The organism is Corallococcus sp. EGB (assembly GCF_019968905.1).
Classification (GTDB): Bacteria; Myxococcota; Myxococcia; order Myxococcales; family Myxococcaceae; genus Corallococcus.
The window spans coordinates 5,269,676-5,289,304 of sequence record NZ_CP079946.1 but is presented as its reverse complement, the minus strand read 5'-3'; the positions used below and the strand labels follow the sequence as shown (position 1 = coordinate 5,289,304).

The following is a 19,629-nucleotide window of genomic DNA, read 5'->3' as shown; positions in this document are numbered from 1 at the left end:
TGGATTGTATGGGGTGACCTCTCATCCATAGCCACCGGCTGAAAATCCGTCCCTCACTCTCCAGAGGGATTGACGTTCGTGAGGTGTGGCCTGGCGCGGCGTGCCGCGGTCCCGGCACAACTGCAGGTAGCGCTTGATGAGCTGAAGCCGAGCCCGGTCGAAGGCCTCGCCGTCGTCGGGGACCGCCCAGGCGTGCGGGATGAGCTTCAGGGCCACGGCGCGCGCGTACGCCGGGTCGCCTGCGTCACTCACCAGCTTCAGCCATTCGTAGTCCTGCATGCCCTGCCGGATGAGCTTCATGCGCAGCGAAGGCAGGGGGATCTCGGTGGTGCCGCCGATGACCGAGGGCAGCCCCGGATAGAAGAGCGTGCCGTCACCATTGCCATTGAAGCGGAACTGCGTCGTCCACGCGGAGGAGAGCAGGCCCACCGTCTGGTAATACAGCTCGCCGCTCGCACCGTTGATGAAGTCCAGCCACTGCATGCCGCGCGCCTTGGCCGCCGAGCGGTCCACCATGTACGAGGGCCAGCCCTGGCCGGGGAGGTTCTCCGGTGGGGGCGGAGCCGCCGGATCACAGCCGTGGCTCATGCAGCTCTGGTACAGCCACAGCTCGCGGTCGGGCCGGGAGAGGAAGTCGTCGTATCTCGGGCGCTGGGACCCCTCGTAGGGCGGCTGGGTCCCGTCGATGTAGTTCACCAGCACGGTGATGATGTCGATGTCCTCCAACAGCCCGTGGGCCTCCAGGTCGGTGACGGTGCTGGTCAGCAGCGTGCGCAGGCGCGGAGCCACCGTGCGGGTGAGCCCGGCCCGGGCCGTCACCGCCTCCCAAGTGGCGCCGTAGGGCGGTTCATCCCCCACATAGTCGAACGAGCGCGACAGCCAGCCACGTGCTTGCGCTTCCGTCTGGAATTCCGACAGGGACGCACCGTTGCCAGGTCCCAGGTATTGCAAGGCCGTCATGCGCGCCCCGGGCAGGCGGTTGGGGGCGGAGCCATCAAGGAACGGCCCCCAGCGCTCGCTGAACGTGTCGTAGTCCGGCAGATCCCACGTGGGCAGGTCCACCTGTCGCGGAAAGCCGCTCGCCAGGGAGATGCGGTGCTCCAGCGCCATCCGGTGGAACCGCTTCAAGAGGCGCACCTGGGTGTCGACGGGACACACCGGATCCCCCGTGAAGGCGCGGCACACGTGGGGAGGCCAGAGCAGGAAGGCGCTGCGCAGCGAGGAGGTGCTCGGCAGGAGCGCATCCACCACCTGGAGGTCCACCTCCACGCGCGAAGTAAAGCCGTCCCCCTTCACCGATACGGCGCCACGGTAGTTGCCCGGACGGGAGTTGGGCGGCACGTGCACGTCCACCCAGACGGCGCGGGATTCGCCCGCGGGCACGTCGAAGGGAAAGGCCAGACGCTTCTCTCCCACCACCTCGTCCACATCCGGCACCAGGCCATCCGGCCATCGCCCAGGGAGCGTCCCTGGGGGCGTGGGCGTCGTGATGTCCAGGAGCGCTTCCCGGTAGAGCAGCAGGTCCCCACCGTGGATGCGCGACCGGTCACCGTGCAGCTCCGGCAGGACGGCGGTCACGCCCCGCAGGCCCGACGTGCCTCCGTGAAGCACCACCTGGAAGGACACGAATTCATTGCGCGCGGCGGTGAGTGAAACGGCCCCCTGGACTCGGGGAGGCGTTTCAGGACGCACCTTCACCATCGCGCTTTCACCCCAGACGGCCGCGCGTGACGGGTGCGCCCACACGGCCTGGCTTCCCAGCAACAACAAACAGAACATCTCCCATTTGATGTTTGGCATGGCATTGCAGCCTGAGTCCTGAGAGAGAGTGTGGCAATCCGTTGGCGCCCGTGCCGTGCGGCATCCGACACCGGCGGGCGTCCGGCCTGCCCGCAGGGACGGTAGCTGCGTGCGGAGGATGCAGCCTCACGCCCACTGGAGCACGAGGGCCCCGTCACCCCCCAGCTCCACCCGCGTCCGGGGCTCCAGGCGGCGTCCCTCGCGGTCCAAGACGCCGCACAGCCATTCAGCATCCCGCCGCGAGGCCCGGTGGGGTCGGAGCTGGCGCAGCTGCATGGGGATCATGCGCAGGCTGGCGAGCCTGCCACTCGCTGCGTCCACCGCCCCCAGGTACATCAAGGCCAGATCCGGCCGGAAGTCCTCGTGGCCGGTGATGCCTTCGTAGTCGTTCAGGAAGTCGCCGCAGCCATGGAGGATGAGCCGGCCGTGGTGGACTTCGATGCCGCGAGAGTGGTGCGAGGAGTGGCCATGGACGACGTCCACGCCGGCCTCATCGATGAGCGCGTGGGCGAAGTCCCGCTGCGCCCGTGGCACCGCGTAACCCCAGTTTCCGCCCCAGTGGATGGAGGCGATGACGACGTCGCCCTCGCGCCGAACGGACGCCACTCGCGAGCCCATGTGTCGCGCAGTGGCGGGGGACAGGTCTGGCAGCAGGTCCACACCCGGTCTGCCCCTCCCCGCCGCCCACGACGGCGGAATGCCGCTGCTGACGTCTCCGCAAGAGAACACCACGGCCCGCCGCCCGGCCCCAACCTCCAGGATGGCGGGTCGCTGGGCCTCCTCCAGGTCCTCACCCAGCCCCGCGGTGGCGATTCCCAGACGGCGGAGCGCGGCGAGCGTCTCCGTCAGCCCCGGGTAGCCCCAGTCCAGCACGTGGTTGTTCGCCAGCGTGCAGCAGCCGATTCGGGCCGCGGTGAGGCATTCGGCGTTCTCCGGGTGCATGCGGTAGTGGATGCCCTTGTCGGGCCACCACCGCTCGCTCGTGGTGATGCTCGTCTCCAGGTTGATGAGCCGTACGTCGGGCGCGGCGTGCTCCAACAAGGCGAGCGCTTCCCCCCAGATCTCACCGAAGCCCACGGGCTTGCGGATGGGGCCGTTGCGCTCCTCGGCGAGCGCGACATAGGCCCGGGCATCCCGCAGGTAGGACTCGTGGATGGCGGGCGGGGCGGGGTGGGGTAGCACCTGATCGATGCCCCTGCCGGTCATCACGTCGCCGCACAGGAAGAGGGAGAGGGCCCGTCCTGGCTCCAGGCCCTGATGGCCGGCGGTCATCCCGTCCCCTGGCCTTGCGGAGGCTCGGGGTTGGGGGCCCCGGTGAGGGGCCGCTCCTGCTCGAAGGTGCTCCGCGCCAGCGCCAGGAGCTTCACCACCTCCGCGTCGGGCACCTGGCAGAAGCCGACGTACCACTGGCCAATCGCAAACATCGACAGCGTGGAGAGTACGCACACGGCGTCATCCACCAGCGGCTTCAGCGGGGAGTCCGGAGCGCCCGGCTTGCGCACCACGCAGACGTCCAGGGGAGCGCCCAGCGCCGCCGCCACCTCGTAGGCGACAGGGACTCCGCCGCATGGCAGGCCCAGGACGAGCGTGTCCTTGCCCGTGTACCCGCGCTCGAGCAGCCTCCGCGCGAGCCGCCGGCCCGCATCCACACGGTCCTCGAAGGACATGGTAGGCCCCCTTCGAGCAGGAGGCGCGCGGCCGTGCGCGCCTCAGTAGGTGAGCGACTTCTTGGTGGTCACGGCATGGGCGGAGGAGATGCGCTTCTCCACCTCCTTCGGATCGTGGCCGCGCGGGCACTTGGGCGTTCGCTCGTCATGCTCCTTGATGGTCATGAGCTGGGTGAAGGGCTCCTGGCACGTGCGGCAAAAGAACTCGTAGACAGGCATGGCGCGATCCCCTCCGAAGGTGCGCGTGGCATTCGGAACAGGATGGGGTCCGCCGCCAGCCCATGACAGGTCACGAGGCGTCGTCCACCCGCCGGGACGCCGGCCGTGCACGGGTCCGGCCTTCAGGCGCGCAGCGCGTCCAGGATGGACAGGCGCGCGGCGCGCAGCGCTGGCAACAGCCCTCCGAGGATCCCCATCGCCGTGCCGAACAGGAGCGCGCCCAGCAGGATCGCGGGAGTGGGGGAGAAGCCGAAGCTCACCGCCGCGAACGTCTGGAAGTTGAGCGTGCGGATGTGGATCCACCGCGTGGCCAGTGCCCCCAGCGCGCCCAGCACACCGCCGGCCGCGCCCAGCATCGCGGACTCCACCACCACGCTGGCCAGCACGCTGCGCCGGCGGAAGCCCACCGCGCGCAGCATCCCCAGCTCCGCGACGCGCGTCGCCACCTGGGCGTACATGGTGATCATCGCCCCCAGTACCGCGCCCACGCTGAAGACGAGGGACACGAAGAGGCCCAGCACGCGGATGAAGGTGGCCAGCCCGCTGCCCTGATCCGCCCAGTACGCCGGCTCCGGTCTGGCCTCCAGCGTGAAGCGTGGGTTGGCCTCCACGCGCTTCACGAAGGCGTCCACCTCCACGGGGGAGCGCAGCCGTACCACCGCGGAGCTGAAGTCCTCGCGCCCGAAGGCCGCACCCAGCCGCAGGGCGTCCGCCCATACCTCGGATTCGAAGGCGCCGCCCCTCGCGGCGATGACGCCCACCACCGGCCAGCGCTGCCCGGCGAACGTCAGCGCTCCGCCCAGCCCGGCCTCCGGTGACGTGCCCACGAGCGAGCGGCCCAGCACCACTTCATTGGTGCCCGGCCGGGGCCTGCGCCCGGAGACGATTCGGACCTCCGGCCGCGCCGCGAAGCTCTCCGCGCTGATGCCTCGCGCCGTGGTGCTCATCGACCGCGCGCGCCCGCCGGGCAGTGTCAGCAGCGCCACCCGCTCGCCGGCAACCAGCGGCAGGCCGTCCGGCCCGGACGCCACCTGGGAGTCCGTGGAGAGGATGCGCACCGCTTCCTGCTCGATGCCGCTGACGAGCTCGCTGGTGGCCCCCTTGCGCAGCACGACGACATTGGACGGGTCTCCGCCAGAGGCCAGCGCGGACTCGATGCCGTGGGCCAGCATCAGCACCGAGGAGAAGACGAAGACGACGAGCCCCAGCCCCACCACCGTGAGGCCGGTGGACACCCGGCGCGCCCACAGGCTGCGCGCGTTGTAGAAGAGCGGCACCATGGCTCAGGCCACCTTCCGCAGGCCTTCCGCCACGGGCAGCCGCACCGCGCGCAGGGCGGGGCCCACGCCCGCCAGCAGGGACACCGCCACCGCCGCGAGCGCGGAGACCCAGAGCGTGTGCCCGCGCGTGAGGTGCTCCGGAAGCGTGCCCAGCCGCGCGGCGATGAGCTTCGCGAAGAGGCGGACCAGCACCGGCGCGGCCGTGACGCCCAGGGCCGCGGAGCACAGGCCGATGACGGCGGACTCGGCCATCACCAGCGCCACCACGGTGCGGGGACGGAAGCCCAGGGCGCGCAGGGTGGCGAGGTCGCGGGTGCGCTCGCGCACGCCCATGGCCAGCGTGTTGCCGATGACGAGCAGGATGATGAGCAGGACGACGCTGGACACCCCCTTCACCGCGGTGACGATGGCCGAGGTCATGGCCACGAAGCCCAGCTGGAAGGACTTCTCGCTCTCCGTCTTCGTCGGGAAGGGGCTGTTGTCGAAAAGGTGGTCGATGGCCGCCGCCACCTCGGCGGAGCGCGCCGGATCGTCCACGCGCACCGCGTAGATCCCCGCCTTGTCCTTCAGCGAGGGGGCCAGCCTGTCGCTCTCGTTGATGCAGCGGTAGCCGAACATCAGCGCCGCGGTGTTCACCCCGGGATGCGCACCCGTGTAGATGCCGCGCACGTTGAACGTCCAGTCACCGGGGTAGAACTGCCCCTTGAGCGTCACCCGGTCCCCCGGCTTCCAGCCGAAGCGCCGGGCCAGCGTCTCCCCCACGAGCGCGCCGCACGGATCGCCCCGGAACGCGGCGAGCTGCTGGGGCGGGGCGACGAACTCGGGGAAGACCTCCAGGAAGGTCTGGGGGTCGACGGAGAAGTTGGCGAAGAAGTCCTTCCGCGTGTCTCCCAGCGTGCCGCCGAAATACTCCTCGTGCGTGACGGCGGTGACGCCCGGCAGCGCGGCGATGCGCGCGGCGTAGGACAGGGGCAGCGGCTGGGTGAAGGACACCTTGTTCCGGACGATGAGCCGGTCCACCTGCGCGGCGCGCGCCTTGGAATAGAAGAGGTCGACGACGGTGCTCAGGAAGATGAAGGCCGTCACGCCCACCGCGCCCGCCAGGAGGGTCAGCGCCAGCCGCAGCGGGTTGCGCAGCAGGTTGCGACCCACGAAGCCCACGTAGCTCACTGAAGTACCCCCTTGTCCAGGTGGTGCACGCGGCCCGCGCGCTCGGCGGCGTGCGGGTCGTGCGTCACCATCACCAGCGTCTTGTGCAGGTCCCGGTGGAGTACGCCGAAGAGATCCAAGACGGCCTCCGCCGACCGGCGGTCCAGGTCCCCCGTGGGTTCGTCCGCGATGACGAGCTCCGGGTCGGAGACGATGGCGCGGGCAATGGCCACGCGCTGCTGCTCGCCGCCGGACATCTGCGGCGGACGGTGGCGCTCGCGGTGCGTCAGGCCGACGAGCTCCAGCGCCGCGGCCACGTGCCGGCGCCGCTCCCCACGCGTCAGCGGCGTGAGCAGCAGCGGCAGCTCCACGTTCTCCGCGGCGGTGAGCACGGGAATGAGGTTGTAGAGCTGGAAGACGAAGCCCACATGGGCGGCGCGCCAGTCGCTCAGCTCTCGGTCATCCAGCTCCGTCAGGTCCCGGCCGGCCACCTCGACGAGGCCGCTGCTGGGCCGGTCCAGCCCGGAGATGAGGTTGAGCAGCGTGGACTTGCCAGAGCCGGACGGGCCCATGAAGGCCTCGAAGGTGCCCGTGCGGATGGTCAGGTCCACCGCCGCCAGCACGGGCACCTCCACCGTGCCGCGCCGGTACGTCTTGGACACGCCCCGGAGGCGCACCAGGGGGGCCGGGGCTGGCCGCGCGTCCTGGCTCATCCGCCCCCTGTCTCCACCTTCACGCGCTGGCCGTCGCGCAGGCGCTTCGGAGCCGGGGCCGCCACCACCTGCGTCCCCGCGCGCGGCCCCCGCGCAAGCGACACCTCGTCTCCCACGCGCTCGCCCACGCGCACCGGTTGGCGTGTGAGCCGTCCGTCCTTCACCACCCAGACGGCGGCGCCCTTCGCGTCGCGCACCACCGCGCTGGCGGGCACGCGCGGGGACTGTCCCTGGAGGTCCAGCGCCCCAGGAGGCAGCGGCTGGCGCAGGAAGGATACCTTGGCGCCCATGTCCGGCAGTGCGCCCCGGGGGACGGATTGGAAGCGCACCAGCACCGTGGCGGTGGCCTTGGAGCGGTCGATGGCGGGGCGCACCGTGGCCACCTGGCCGGGGAAGGCCTGCCGCGGCAGCGCGTCCAGGAAGATGAGGGTGGGCTGGCCCGTGTGGATGCGCGAGAGCTGCTCCTCGCTGACCTCGGCTTCGACCTCCAGGGCGCGGAGATCCACCAGCTCGATGATGCCGCCCAGGTTGATGCCGGTGAGGGCCGCTGGCGCGAGCACCGCCCCCTCGTTCGCCAGCTTCCTCGCCACGGTGCCGTCGAACGGCGCGCGCACCACGGTGTGCGTGAGCTGGAGGCGGGCCGCATCTCGGGCCCGGCGGGCGACGGAGAGCTGCGCCCGGGCGAGGTTGAGGGCCTCCTCGGTGGCGCGCCCCGCGGTCTCCACGTCGAGGAGCTGGGCCCGGGACACGGCGCCCTGGCTGGCGAGGGTGCGCGTGCGCGCGGTGGTGCGCTCGGCGTTGAGGGTCTGGGCCTCGGAGGCGGCGAGCTGGGCCTCGGAGGCACGCACTCCAGCTTCAGCGCGGTCCAGCACCACGCGGGCGTCCCGGTCATCCAGCCGGGCAATCACCTGGCCCTGTCGCACGGCCTCGCCCTCCTCCACGGCGACCTTCACGAGCTGGCCCGCGATCAACGGTGCGATGACCGAGCGGCGCCGCGAGTCGACGTACCCGGAGGCGGACAGCTCCGTCTGCTGCTCGCCTGGAAGCGGCTCGCGCACCTCGGCCACCCGCACGGTGGGCGCGCGCCGTGCCACCGCGACCGCCGCCAGGACGAGCACCGCGAGGAGGGCCGCGGCGGGGAGCAGCCAGCGCCGCCTGCGCCGGTGCTTCATGGGGACCGCGGAGCGGTCGATGCGCAGGGCGCTCAACGCCGTCTGGGACTGTGCGTCGGTCACGGCTCCTCCCGGCCAGGACCCCGGGCCCTCGATGATGACTGTAGGGAGGCGGAGGGCGGGGTGCTACGGGCGGGGGGGCGCACGCCGCGGCGCTCCCGCTACTCCACGCGCTCCACCTGGACGGCCGTGACCTTGTATTCGGGCGTATGGGTATGCGCGTCCTGGTTCGGACCGGTGACGGCGTTGATGAAGGTCTCCGCGGTGTGGAAGGTGGTGAAGAGCTCGCCGGGCCGCAGCCCTTGCGCGCGGTGCATGGGCAGCTCCGCCTCTCCGTACCGGCTGCGCACCCGCACGCGCGCGCCGTCCCGCAGTCCCAGCCGGTCCGCGTCCGCCGGGGCCATGTCCAGCCAGTCACCGGGCTGGAGCCGCGCGTTCGGCGTGCGGGACGTCATCGTCCCCGCGTTGAACTGATGCAGGCGCCGGCCCGTCATCAGCACGAAGGGGAAGGCCTCCGAGCGCGTCTCGGGCGAAGGCGTATCGCCGATGCGGCGCAGCGCCGCCCGCGGGCCCAGGGCAAAGCCGTCGGTGTGCAGCACCCGGGTGCCCGGGTGGGCCTCGTCGGGGCAGGGCCATTGGAGGCCGCCGTGCTCCAGGCGCGCATACGACAGGCCCGCGCCCGCGGGCCACACGCGCCGCACCTCGTCCCAGATCTCCTCCGGGGATGTGAAGGCGAAGCCCTCGGGATGTCCCAGCGCGCGCGCCGCGCGGCAGAGGATCTCCCAGTCCGGCAGCGAGTCCCCCGTGGAGGCCAGCGACGCGCGCACCCGCTGCACGCGCCGCTCGCCGTTCATGAACGTCCCGTCCTTCTCGAAGGAGCTGCACGCGGGCAGGAACACGTGGCCCAGGGCCTTCGCCGTCTCGTTGAGGAACAGGTCCTGCACCACCAGCAGCTCCAGCCGCTCCAGCGCCTCGCGCGTGGTGTTCGCTCTCGGGTTGGTGAGCAGCACGTCGTAGCCGAAGGCCCACAGCGCCTTGAGTCGCCCGCCGCGTGCCGCGTCCATCATCTCCATCAGGTCCAGCCCCGGCGTGGAGGGCAGGGGGGCATCCCACGCCGCCTCGAAGCGGGCGCGGTGCGCCTCCAGGGGACGTAGCCGGTGAGCTGGCCCGGCTCGCAGCCCATGTGCGCCGAGCCCTGGACGTTGTTCTGCCCGCGCAGGGGGTTGACGCCCATGCCCGGCCCGCCGAGGTTGCCCGTCAGCAGCGCCAGGTTCACCAGCGCCATGACGGTCTCCGTGCCCTGGACGTGCTCCGTCATGCCCAGCCCGTGCACCATCATGGACGGGCCGTGCGTGGCGTAGAGGCGCGCCGCCGTCCGGAGGTCCTCCGGGGCCACCTCGCAGCGCTCCGCGGCGCGCTCGGGTGTCCAGCCGCGGATGAAGGCCTGGAAGTCCTCGACGGCGTCCACGCGCTCACGCAGGAAGTCCTCGTTGCACAGGCCCTCGGACATGATGACGTGGGCCAGCGCGTTGAGCAGGGGTACGTCCGTGCCGGGCCGGGGCCGCAGGTGCACGTCCGCGTAGCGCGCCAGCTCCGTGCACCGCGCGTCGATGACGATGAGCTTCGCCCCCCGGAGCACCGCCTGCTTGATCCGGGCACCGACGACGGGGTGGCACTCGGTGGTGTTGCTGCCCGCCACCAGCAGGGTGCGCGCGTGCTCCACGTCCTCGAAGGAGTTGGTGGCGGCGCCCGTGCCCAGCATCTGCTTCAGCCCGGCGGCGCTGGGCGCGTGGCACACGCGGGCGCAGCAGTCCACGTTGTTCGTCCCCAGCACCACGCGGGCCAGCTTCTGCGCCAGGTAGTTCTCTTCGTTGGTGGCTCGCGCGGAGCCCAGCATGCCCACCGCGTCCGGGCCGTGGGCGTCGCGCAGGTGGCGCAGACGCTCCGCGATGAAGCCCAGCGCCTCGTCCCAGGAGGCGCGCCGCCAGCCGCCCGCCTCGCGCAGGAGCGGCACGGAGACGCGGTCTGGCGCCGTCACGAAGTCGAAGGCGTAGCGTCCCTTGGAGCACAGGTGGCCCCGGTTGGACGGTCCCTCGCGCGACGGCCGCACCGTGACGATGCGGCCGCCCCGCGTGCCAACGTCCATCTCGCAGCCCACGCCGCAGTACGCGCAGGTGGTCCGGGTCCAGGCGTCGGGCCAGCCCCGGTCCACCAGGGTGCGGTCCTCCAGCGCGCCGGTGGGGCAGCTGTCCACGCATGCCCCACAGGAGACGCACGAGCTGTGCCCCAGGTCCGGCCCATCCGGGAGGATGCATGTCTCGGCGCCGCGGTTCCACACCCGCCAGACGAACTGCCCCTGCACGTCGTCGCAGATGCGCACGCAGCGGTAGCACTGGATGCACTGGGACATGTCCACGTGGAGGTACGGGTGCGAGTCGTCCCGCCGCTCCGCTCCGGGCGCGCCGCGCGCCTCGTGCTCCAGGCCGTACTCGCGCAGCGCGCGGTGGAAGGGCTTGTCCGGGTGGCGTGCCACCGCCTCGGCCGGATATTCCGAGCCGAGCAACCGCAGCAGCACCCGGCGTTGTGCCTCCACGCGGGGACTGTGCGTGTGCACCACCATGCCCTCCGCCAGCGAGGTGGTGCAGGCCGGCACGGGGCGCTCGCAGCCCTCCACGTCCACGATGCACGTGCGGCACGCGCCCACCGGCGCCAGGCGCGGATCATCGCACAGCGCTGGAACGGCGATGCCCAGCGTCTTCAGTGCATCCAGGAGGGTGCCCGGCGCGCACTCGCGAGGCTGCCCGTCGATGGTCACCCGAAGCATGCCTCCACCTCCCCCCGGTAATGGCGCAGCACGCTGCGCGCGAACTCCCCGAGTCCCGTGCCGTGCCCGCACAGACTGGTGAGGCGCAGCGCCTCGGCGATCTCCTCCCAGTCCGGCGCGGGGAGGCGGGGCGCGGAGCCGGTGTCCAGGACGCGCGCGAAGAGCTGCTCGACGTGCCGCGCTCCCAGGCGGCAGGGGGTGCACCGTCCGCAGGACTCGTATGCTCCGAAGGAGAAGACGTGGTGCACCAGCGCGGCGATGGACGTATGCGTGTCGAAGGCCACCACGCCCCCATGGCCCACGGAGGCGCCCACGGCCTGGAGCTCGTCGAAGCCCAATGGGGTGTCCAGCAGGTGCGGAGGGAGGATGCCCGCCAGGGGCCCTCCAATGAGGACGCCCTTCAACGGTCCGGTGCGCAGCCCGCCTCCCAGCTCCTCCACCACGGTGCGCACCGGCACGCCCAGCTCCACCTCGTAGAGCCCGGGGTGGCGGAAGAGGGAGTTGAGGGACAGCACCTTCGTGCCCCGGCTGCCGGGTACTCCGACCGCCGCGTACGCCTTGCCCCCGTGGCGGGCAATCCAGGGGAGGTTGGCGAGCGTCTCCACGTTCTGCACCAGGGTGGGCTGTCCGAACAGGCCCACCTGCGCGGGGTAGGGTGGCCGGGCGCGCACGAAGGGGCGGCGTCCCTCCAGGGCGTTGAGCAGCGCGGTCTCCTCGCCGCACAGGTAGCTGCCACGGCCCACCTCCAGCGAGACCTCGCAGGAGAAGTCGCTGTCCAGGATGTGCGGGCCCAGCAGGCCGGCCCGGTGGGCTTCGTGCAGGGCGACGTGCAGGATGCAGGCGGCGCGCGGATATTCCTTGCGCACGTAGATGACGCCCCGGCGAGCACCCACCGCGTACGCCGCCAGCAGCAGGCCCTCCAGCACGGCGTGGGGATCCTCCTCCATCAGGAAGCGGTCGATGTAGGCGCCCGCGTCGCCCTCGTCCGCGTTGGCCACGACGTACTTCTCCGCGCCGGGGGCGGCGGCCACCGCGCGCAGCTTGCGGCCGGTCGGGAAGCCCGCGCCTCCCCGCCCGCGCAGCTCGGAGCGCTCCACCTGGGCGATGAAGGCTGCGGGAGGGGAGGACAGCGCCTGCTCCAGGGCCGTGTAGGCGCCCCGGGGGAGGGCGTCCTCGAGGTCAGGCGCTCCGCCGCTGGCGACGCGCTCCAGCGTGATGGCGTGGGGGGCCCGGACATGCGCCCGCGGGCGGCCGTCCGCTCCGGTGATGGAGGGAGCCTGGTAGCACTGGCCCAGGCAGTAGACGCGGGTCTCGCCGGACGTGGCTTGCCGCCAGCGCGCGGCATCCAGATGGCGGGCGACGAAGCACGCCGTCCCCTCACAGGCATGGGTCCCAAGCGGGCCATGCCCGAGGTGGTAGAAGGACTCGGTCTCTGGTGTGTGCTGTCCCGGCTTCATGGGCCGTCCCCCGGGCGGCCGCACCGCGGGCTGCCCTCCCTGGCCGTCAGGTGCACCTGACGGCTTCACCCACAACCTGCACACGCGCCGCTATTCGAGCTTCGACGTGGCGTCGATGGCCAGCTCCAGCGTCGTGAGCTCCGGATCCGAGAGGATGTCCGCCTGCTCGAAGCGCACGGGCCGGAGGTGCTTGCCGGAGAAGAGGTCCGTCTGGTCCGCGAAGTGCGGCGACGCCGGATCCGTGGACTCCGCGTAGGAGAGGACCGCGTTCGCCTTGGGGCCCTCCGGCGTGAACTCCATGACCATCAGGAAGCTGGTCCCGAAGTCGACCAGGTAGCCTTCCGGCGTGAGCCCCGTACCGGGGGAGAGCAGCGGGCCCTGCGGCTGGGACTGCGGCAGCAGCGTCGCGTTCGTTCCGGAGTAGCCGACGATGTTGGTGACCCCCTCGAAGGCCTCGCCTCCATGCAGCGGCACCTTGCGGTCTCCCTTCCACGCGAACTGCACGTCCCCCAGCTTCGTTCCCACCGCGATGCCTGCCTTGCCCAGCAGCGCCACGGCTTCGCCCAGCTTCTGGTTCACCGGATCCACTCCGCCCTGCGGCGCGGGCACCAGCCCGGCCGGCGTCACCGCGGCTCGCGCCGGATCGAAGGGCTGCGCGAAGAGGGCTCCCTGGTCCACGAGTGCGGAGCCGCTGAAGGTGTTCAGGAACTCGCGCCAGACGATGGCCCCCTTCGCATCCAGCTCCAGGCGGCCATCCCAGGCGCCGAGCAACTGGCACGCTTCCGTGATGTCCACCGGCCTGCCCTCGACGAGGACGGGGGCAGCGCCCTGGCAGCGCCGCACCACCGCCGTGCGCAGCTGCTCCGCCACCCAGGTCCGGTTGCTCAGGATGGCCCGCTCGGCTTCCTCTCGCGTGAAGCGCCCGTCGCTTCCCGCGGCAGCGGTGGCTCCTTGCTCAGTGAGCAGGGTGAGGTTCATGTGCGAACGCGGGCTCATGCGGCCTCGCGTCCCGAACATCTCGTAGAGGAAGGGCAGGTCGAGCAGGGGCTCGGCGGGGTTGGTGAACGTCGCCGGATCATTCGCGTTCATCACGAAGTCCGTCCGGCGCAGCTGGGGCATCAACGTCGTCGGCACCAGGCCGTGTGTCTCGCTGTCCAGGCCCACCCATTCATCCCGGGACGTGCTGCCGTCCAGCAGGACGAGCCCCAGCGACGCGAACATCGGCGCGTCCGGTGTGGACTCGAGCGAGGTGCGATACGCGGCGACCGTCGCCGGGCTCAGGTAGGGGACCCGGGACGCGTCCACGTAGCGCGTGTGGCCGTCCGCGCTCGCCAGGAGCGTGTTCACCCAGGGCGCTCCTCGCACCGTGCGCTCCACGTCCGCGGCCTCGTCGATGCTGTGCGCCGTGTTCAGGCGCAGCCAGTGCTCCGCGAACCTCGCGTTGTCCTCCGTGGCATCTCGCGTCGTGTACGCGACCTCGCTGGTCCAGTCCGCGCCCGGGCCCGCCAGGATGGGGCCGTAGTGGCTGCGCCAGAACGTGCGCGACTCCTTCGTCATGCTGCCGTCGTCGCCCCGCACGTCGACGGTGACCGTCTGCGACGTCATGCGGCGGGGCGCTCCGTCATACTCATACGCCGTGGGGTCTCCGGGCGTGAGCTTGAGCCGGTACAGCGTCAGGTGGCTCGACGCCGTCACCGTGTGCGTCCACGCGATGTCGCGGTTGAAGCCGATGTTGATCGCCGGCACGCCCAGCAGCGATACGCCGTACACGTCGAGCTTGCCTGGAATCGTCTGGTGGCTCTCGTGGAAGCGGAGGTTGCCCTCCCACGGAAAGTGGGGGTTGGCCACGAGCATGCCCCGGCCACTGGCGGTCTTCTCGCGGCCCAGCGCCCAGCCGTTACTGCCCAGCTCGTCCTTGCGCGCTGAGAGCGCGAGGGGACGCGACTGCGGCCCGCGTCCTCCCGACTGCACGCTCGGAGGCTGCGCGTTGCTCACATACCCCAGCAGCGGGAGCAGCGTGTCGAACAGCGACAGGTCCAGGTGGTACGCCATCAGGTCGTACGCGCTGATGGGCTTCACCCACGCGGCGCCGCGGCATGGCGCTGGACGCTGAGCCGCGGGCACGTCCGCGAGGTACTGGTTGTAGCCGGCGGCGTAGCCCTGCACCAGGTCCCGCAGCTCCTGCGACTGTTCCGCGAAGGTGGCCTCGGCGCGCGTCCACAGCGCGAGCCCCCGGTAGGTGAAGTCACTTTCGAGATAGGCATCGTGGGGGCCTCGGCCCAGGTAGCGCGCTCGCTCGCCGCGGACCTTGAGGAACTGATCCGCGAGGATGCACACCGCGTCCTGGGCCTGCGCGTAGCCGATGCCGGCGCCCAGGCCCCGGTAGCCGTCGGCCTGGATGTGCGGGATGCCGTAGGCGGTCCGGTGGACGGTGGCCGTGAGCCGGGAGGGCGCGGGTGGGTCGTCGCTCTTGCATCCACTGAGGGCCGTCAGTGTCAGCAGCAGGGTCAGGGAGAGGGGAGATGTACGCATGGGGAAGCCTCACACTCAGGGCTTACAAGGGTATTCATTCAAAGCCCGTTATCCATGGTCCTGCAGGGAGTGTGGTCCTGGAGGGAGTGGTGGCCTTGTCAGACCCATGGCGTAGGCTGCGCGCCAAAAAGGAGCAGGCCATGTCGTACATGCTGGTGGTGATGCAGACCGGTGGCGGGAAACCTCGGACGGCGGAGGAGAAGCGCGTCGCGGCGGACCGGATGGCGAGGATGCAGGGCTTCGGGGCGGCGCTTCAGGCGCGTGGAATCCTCCAGGCCGCGGACTCGCTGCGTTCGGACGCGGAGGGCGTCCGGGTGGAGCGGCGGGACGGGAAGCTGAGCTTCAGCGACGGGCCGTTCACCGAGTCCAAGGAGATCATCGGCGGCTTCTTCCTCATCGACGTGAAGACGCGTGAGGAGGCGCTGGAGCTGGCCACGCAGTGCCCCGCCGCGGAGTGGTCCACCGTCGAGGTCCGTCAGAGCGGCCCCTGTTTCGACCCGTGAGGCCTCCGGCGCCTCCCCCGGAAAGAGGGATGGCCCGGGCAAAGAAGTGCGAGTGTTTACAAGGGCTTGTGAAGCGATGGGCACACCTGGACGGCTCCCGGGGGCATTGGGGGTGCAAGGGGTCGCAGGTTCAAGTTCTGTCGCCCCGGCCCGGGAGAGGCCCTGGACTTCCCGGTGCGTGCTGGTGACTTCGGGGCCTTGGGGGTGTCGCAATCCCGTGATTCCAGCGAACTGCGGCAAACCTGAAGAACTCATGTAGAGTTCCTCGCGGAATCCGGCGCGGGCCCTCGCGTCCGAGGAGTGCCGGGCCTGCCACCCATGAAATTCCTCGCCCTCCTGTTCCGGACGTCCCCCGCGTCGCTCATCCTGGTGACGCTCTGCGGGCTCCTCTCCGGCGCCAGCAACGCGGGGCTCATCGCGGTCATCAACCACGCGCTCGCGTCCCAGTTGTCCGTGAGCACGCACGTGGCCGTGGGCTTCGTGACGCTCGGCGTGGTGACGCTGCTCTTGCGCTACGGGACGCAGGCCCTGGTCAACAGGCTCAACGGGGATGCGCTCTTCGACATGCGGATGCGGCTGTCCCGTCAGGTCGTCGCCACGCCGCTGCGGCGCCTGGAGGAGCACGGCATCGCCAACGTGATGACGGTCCTCACCGAGGACCTCTTCGTCATCAGCACCGCGCTGGGCGTGTTGCCACGCTTCCTCACCCAGATCGCCATCGCCGCCGGATGCCTCGTCTACCTGGCGTGGTTGTCCTGGCAGCTGCTCGTCGGATTGTTGCTCCTCATCGGCTTGAGCGTGGTGGGCTACCGGCTCCTGTCCCGGAGCGCCATCGCGGACCTCCAGCGGACGCGGGAGCACCAGGGCGCGCTGTACAAGCAGCTTCGCGGCCTCACGGAGGGCATCAAGGAGCTCAAGCTGCACCAGGACCGGCGCGCGGCGTTCCTCACGGAGGAGGTGGAGGCCACGTCCTGGCTCGTGCGGGTGTTGCAGATCCGCATCGGCGACGTCTTCGCGGCGACGGGGAGCCTGGGAATGCTCCTGTCCTTCGCCTTCGTGGGCGCGCTCATCTTCGTGATGCCGGGCCTGGGCTGGGTGCAGCCCCCGGTGCTGGTGGGGTACTGCATCGCCGCGCTCTATCTCCAGCAGCCCCTCCAGTCCGTCATGGAGACGCTGCCCATCCTGAGCCGGGGAGATGTGTCGTGGACCAAGGTCCACCAGCTGGGGCTGGCGCTCGACACGTTGGGCTCCCGGGAGCCGGCGCCTCCGGCGGCCACGCGCACCACGTTCCAGAGCGTGGAGCTCGTGGGCGTCACCCACACCTACTACCGGGAGGAGTCGGATGGGCACTTCGTCGTGGGGCCCATCCATCTGCGGATGCACCCCGGGGAGCTGATCTTCCTCGTGGGCGGCAACGGCAGCGGGAAGACCACCCTGGCCAAGCTGCTCACCGGGCTCTACCAGCCGGAGGGCGGGCAGATCCTCGTGGACGGACAGCCCGTCACGCAGCAGACGCAGGAGTCCTACCGGCAGTTGTTCTCCGCCGTGTTCTCGGACTTCTACCTGTTCGAACGGCTGCTGGGGCTCGTGGGCGAGGGGACCGCCTCGCAGGTGAAGCACTACCTGTCGCTGCTCCAGTTGTCGCGGAAGGTCCGGATCGAGTCCGGCGTCCTCTCCACCACCGAGCTCTCACTGGGCCAGCGCAAGCGGCTCGCGCTCCTCACCGCGTACCTGGAAGACCGGCCCATCTACCTCTTCGACGAGTGGGCGGCGGATCAGGACCCCGCATTCAAGGCCGTGTTCTACACGGAGCTCCTTCCGGAGCTGAAGCGCCAGGGGAAGACGGTGGTGGTCATCTCCCACGATGACCGGTACTTCCACGTCGCCGACCGCATCCTCCGGCTCGATGCCGGGAAGCTGGTCGCCCCGGGTGACTCGACGCCGGACGCGCAGGAGCGCGCCTCCTGATTCAGGCCGCGAGCCGCTGTCCCTGGAGCAGCCGCTCGAGCGTCACCGCGCCTTGGCTCGCGGCGTCCGCGTCCCGGAAGATGCGCTGCATGGCCCGGATCCTCGCCTGGAATGTGGGCGTGCCGAGGAGCTGATCCAGCTGCGCGCCCACCTGCTCCGCGGAGGTCTCGCGGATGTTCCCCCGGAGCCCGAGGCCATGGTGGACGACGCGCGCGGCGTTGCCCGGTTGGTCGAACATCAGGGGGTACACGAGCATGGGGACGCCCAGGCAGATGCACTCCTTCACGCTGTTGAGCCCACCATGGGTGATCATCAGCGAGGACTGCTTCAACGCCGTGAGCTGGGGAACCCAGTTCGTCACCGTGACGTTGGGAGGCAGGGGGCCGAACGCATCCGTCCGCACCTCCTTGCCCACCGCCATCAGCAGCCGGAGCTGGGGCCTCCGCGCGACGGCGGAGATGACGGACTGGAAGAAGGGCTGATGCCCGCGCAGCCGGTCTCCGTGACTGCCCAGCGAGCACAGGATGTGCGGCGCGTCTCCCGGGGGTGAGGCCGTGGGGAGGGGAGGCTCGGTCCGGTCGAGGTCCACGCACGGCCCCAGGTAGTGGACGTCCGCGGACGAGCGGCGGAAGTCGAACTCCGGGGCGCTCATCACCAGGGTGGGGACCTGGAAGTGCGGACCGATCTGGAGATGGGTGTTGAAGCTGGCAGGTGGCGCGCCGGGGTGGAGGCGATAGAAGGCGCGGATCCGGTCGCGCATCTTCTCTTCGAACGGCAGGAACGTGCGCAGGTACTGCCACTGCCAGGCGAGCCGGATGCCGAGCCTCGAACCGACGGTGCCTGTCGGGACGTGGTGGGAGCTCAGCGGGGGGACGGCGACGTCCCGGTTCAACGCGAGGTTGGTGCAGAGCTGATAGGCGGGGACGCCAAGCTTGTGGGCCGCCAGCACGGGCAGGGGGAACGTCGCGTCCACGAGGAACAGATCGGCCCGGACCTCGCGCAGGCGGGCCTCCATCGTGGCCCCGAAGAGCGCCTCCGTGATGCGCAGCCCGTGCCGGTGGAGCACCTCCCGGATGATGTCCTTGCGGGCCCTCGGCGAAAGCCCTGGTGCGGCCAGCTGTGCGTCAAGCTCCGCCTGCCGCCCTCGCGGCATGGCTTCTTCATAGAGGGGGATGAAGGGCCAGGGGCGCTCTCGCAGGAAGGGCTCGCCATCCGGCGGCGCCATGTAGACGAGCTCATGCCCCCGGGACGCCAGCTGCTTCGCGAGCCCGAAGGTCGCGTGGATGTGACCGGCCTCCGGCAGGGGCAGAAAGACGATTCTCGCCATGAGTGCGGACGGTATCAGGGTGGTATTCTGGGTGAAACCGGAAGAACGAGAGCCTCCCGCGATGAATCCCTCCGTGTCCGTCATCATCCCCGCGTTCAACGTCGAGGCGTATCTGGGCGCGGCCATCGACTCGGTGCTTGAACAGACACACCAGGATTTCGAGCTCATCGTCGTCGACGATTGTTCGACGGATGGGACGGTGGCGGTCGCCGGGCGCTATCAGGACGCGCGGATCCGCGTGCTCCGCAACGCGGTGAACCAGGGGCCTTCCCAGAGCCGCAACGTGGCCATCGACCATGCTGGCGGGGCGTGGATCGCCGTCCTGGATGGGGATGATTGGTGGAAGCCGGACCGCCTGGAGCGCCTCCTTGCGCTGGCGGAGGACCACCGGGCGGACATCGTCTGTGACGATCTGCTGCTCGTCCCGGAAGGAGCGCGGAATCCCTCCGTGACGTTCTTCCAGACGCAGGCCCGGAGGCTGGGGCGGATTGAGCAGCCGTTCGAGGTGAATGCCCTGAAGATGGCGGTGGATGACTACGGCTTCCTCAAGCCCCTGTTCCGCAGGGCCTACCTGGATGCGCAGGGGCTTCGCTACAAGCCGGACCTGAGAGCGGGCGAGGACTTTGACTTCCTGCTCCGGTGTCTCCTCGCGTCCGGCCGGATGGTCGTGTCGCCGGACGCGATGTATTGCTACCGGAGCCGGCCGGGGTCGCTGACGTCGGATCCCGTGCGGTGTCTGACCCGCATCATCGACATGGCCGAGGCGCTGATCGCCTCCCTGGAGCCGCGGACACAGGGCGACGTCATCGAAGCGATGCGCCGCTATCGCGATTGGAAGTTCAGGGAGCGGGAGGATGCGCGGTTCCGCGCGCCCCTCCAGAAGGGAGCCTGGGGCGAGTGCATGTCCCTGGCCTTGAGGAACCCCGCGAAGCTTCCGCGGTACATGCCGATGGTGGGGCGGCAGCTCCTCTCACTGGCGGCTTCGCTGGTCACCTCTTCACAAGTCAGGGGTTGAGAA

Annotated in this window: 16 protein-coding genes; 3 read left to right on the top strand and 13 right to left on the bottom strand. The window is 70.6% G+C overall.

All coding sequences use genetic code 11. The features are described 5' to 3' along the window. Window positions 1–21: 21 nt before the first annotated feature. The 12 genes from KYK13_RS21785 to KYK13_RS21730 all read right to left on the bottom strand — a co-directional run bounded on the left by KYK13_RS21785 (window position 22) and on the right by KYK13_RS21730 (window position 14,813). Entirely contained in the window at window positions 22–1,800 is a 1,779-nt protein-coding gene (locus KYK13_RS21785; protein WP_223632457.1) for a DUF4091 domain-containing protein, read from the bottom strand. A 126-nt stretch (window positions 1,801–1,926) separates the two neighbouring features. Beyond that, entirely contained in the window at window positions 1,927–3,072 is a 1,146-nt protein-coding gene (locus tag KYK13_RS21780) for a CapA family protein (RefSeq protein ID WP_223632455.1), read from the bottom strand. Next, the gene (locus KYK13_RS21775) at window positions 3,069–3,467 is read right to left on the bottom strand and encodes a phosphoribosyltransferase family protein (RefSeq protein ID WP_223632452.1); all 399 of its coding nucleotides are present in this window, start codon (window positions 3,465–3,467) and stop codon (window positions 3,069–3,071) included. The genes KYK13_RS21780 and KYK13_RS21775 overlap by 4 nt, the downstream gene beginning before the upstream one ends. Before the next feature lie 42 nt (window positions 3,468–3,509). Next, window positions 3,510–3,686: an FmdB family zinc ribbon protein gene (locus KYK13_RS21770; protein ID WP_223632447.1), complete on the bottom strand. Its 177-nt coding sequence runs from the start codon at window positions 3,684–3,686 to the stop codon at window positions 3,510–3,512. A 122-nt stretch (window positions 3,687–3,808) separates the two neighbouring features. Further along, window positions 3,809–4,966 carry an ABC transporter permease gene (locus KYK13_RS21765; RefSeq protein WP_223632444.1) on the bottom strand — a complete coding sequence of 386 codons (1,158 nt, stop codon included), beginning with the start codon at window positions 4,964–4,966 and terminating at the stop codon, window positions 3,809–3,811. A 3-nt stretch (window positions 4,967–4,969) separates the two neighbouring features. Beyond that, on the bottom strand, window positions 4,970–6,136 hold the full coding sequence (locus tag KYK13_RS21760) for an FtsX-like permease family protein (RefSeq protein ID WP_223632441.1): 1,167 nt from the start codon (window positions 6,134–6,136) through the stop codon (window positions 4,970–4,972). Beyond that, window positions 6,133–6,828 (bottom strand): ABC transporter ATP-binding protein, encoded by a 696-nt coding sequence (locus KYK13_RS21755; protein WP_223632438.1) that lies wholly within the window; start codon window positions 6,826–6,828, stop codon window positions 6,133–6,135. Before KYK13_RS21755 ends, KYK13_RS21760 begins: the two co-directional genes overlap by 4 nt. Then, window positions 6,825–8,063: an efflux RND transporter periplasmic adaptor subunit gene (locus KYK13_RS21750; protein ID WP_223632435.1), complete on the bottom strand. Its 1,239-nt coding sequence runs from the start codon at window positions 8,061–8,063 to the stop codon at window positions 6,825–6,827. The genes KYK13_RS21755 and KYK13_RS21750 overlap by 4 nt, the downstream gene beginning before the upstream one ends. Window positions 8,064–8,161: 98 nt before the next feature. Further along, window positions 8,162–9,067 carry a molybdopterin oxidoreductase family protein gene (locus tag KYK13_RS38890; protein WP_370645139.1) on the bottom strand — a complete coding sequence of 302 codons (906 nt, stop codon included), beginning with the start codon at window positions 9,065–9,067 and terminating at the stop codon, window positions 8,162–8,164. A gap of 5 nt (window positions 9,068–9,072) precedes the next feature. Then, complete coding sequence (locus KYK13_RS21740; protein WP_255653949.1) at window positions 9,073–10,824, bottom strand: molybdopterin-dependent oxidoreductase; 1,752 nt, start codon at window positions 10,822–10,824, stop codon at window positions 9,073–9,075. Then, entirely contained in the window at window positions 10,812–12,281 is a 1,470-nt protein-coding gene (locus KYK13_RS21735; RefSeq protein WP_223632433.1) for an NADH-quinone oxidoreductase subunit F, read from the bottom strand. Before KYK13_RS21735 ends, KYK13_RS21740 begins: the two co-directional genes overlap by 13 nt. 90 nt (window positions 12,282–12,371) lie before the next feature. After that, on the bottom strand, window positions 12,372–14,813 hold the full coding sequence (locus KYK13_RS21730; RefSeq protein WP_223632420.1) for a penicillin acylase family protein: 2,442 nt from the start codon (window positions 14,811–14,813) through the stop codon (window positions 12,372–12,374). A gap of 140 nt (window positions 14,814–14,953) precedes the next feature. Here KYK13_RS21730 and KYK13_RS21725 point away from each other — a divergent pair, with 140 nt between their 5' ends. Then, a complete protein-coding gene (locus KYK13_RS21725) occupies window positions 14,954–15,316 on the top strand; it encodes a YciI family protein (RefSeq protein ID WP_223632417.1) in 363 nt (120 codons plus the stop codon). Between the two features lie 318 nt (window positions 15,317–15,634). Next, window positions 15,635–17,284, top strand: coding sequence for a cyclic peptide export ABC transporter (locus tag KYK13_RS21720; protein ID WP_223632414.1), 1,650 nt, complete (start codon window positions 15,635–15,637; stop codon window positions 17,282–17,284). A 1-nt stretch (window position 17,285) separates the two neighbouring features. Here the strand turns inward: KYK13_RS21720 and KYK13_RS21715 are convergent, their stop codons facing one another. Continuing rightward, a complete protein-coding gene (locus KYK13_RS21715) occupies window positions 17,286–18,611 on the bottom strand; it encodes a glycosyltransferase (protein ID WP_223632388.1) in 1,326 nt (441 codons plus the stop codon). A 61-nt stretch (window positions 18,612–18,672) separates the two neighbouring features. Here KYK13_RS21715 and KYK13_RS21710 point away from each other — a divergent pair, with 61 nt between their 5' ends. Further along, window positions 18,673–19,626 carry a glycosyltransferase family 2 protein gene (locus tag KYK13_RS21710; RefSeq protein ID WP_223632386.1) on the top strand — a complete coding sequence of 318 codons (954 nt, stop codon included), beginning with the start codon at window positions 18,673–18,675 and terminating at the stop codon, window positions 19,624–19,626. The last annotated feature ends 3 nt before the right edge of the window (window positions 19,627–19,629 follow it).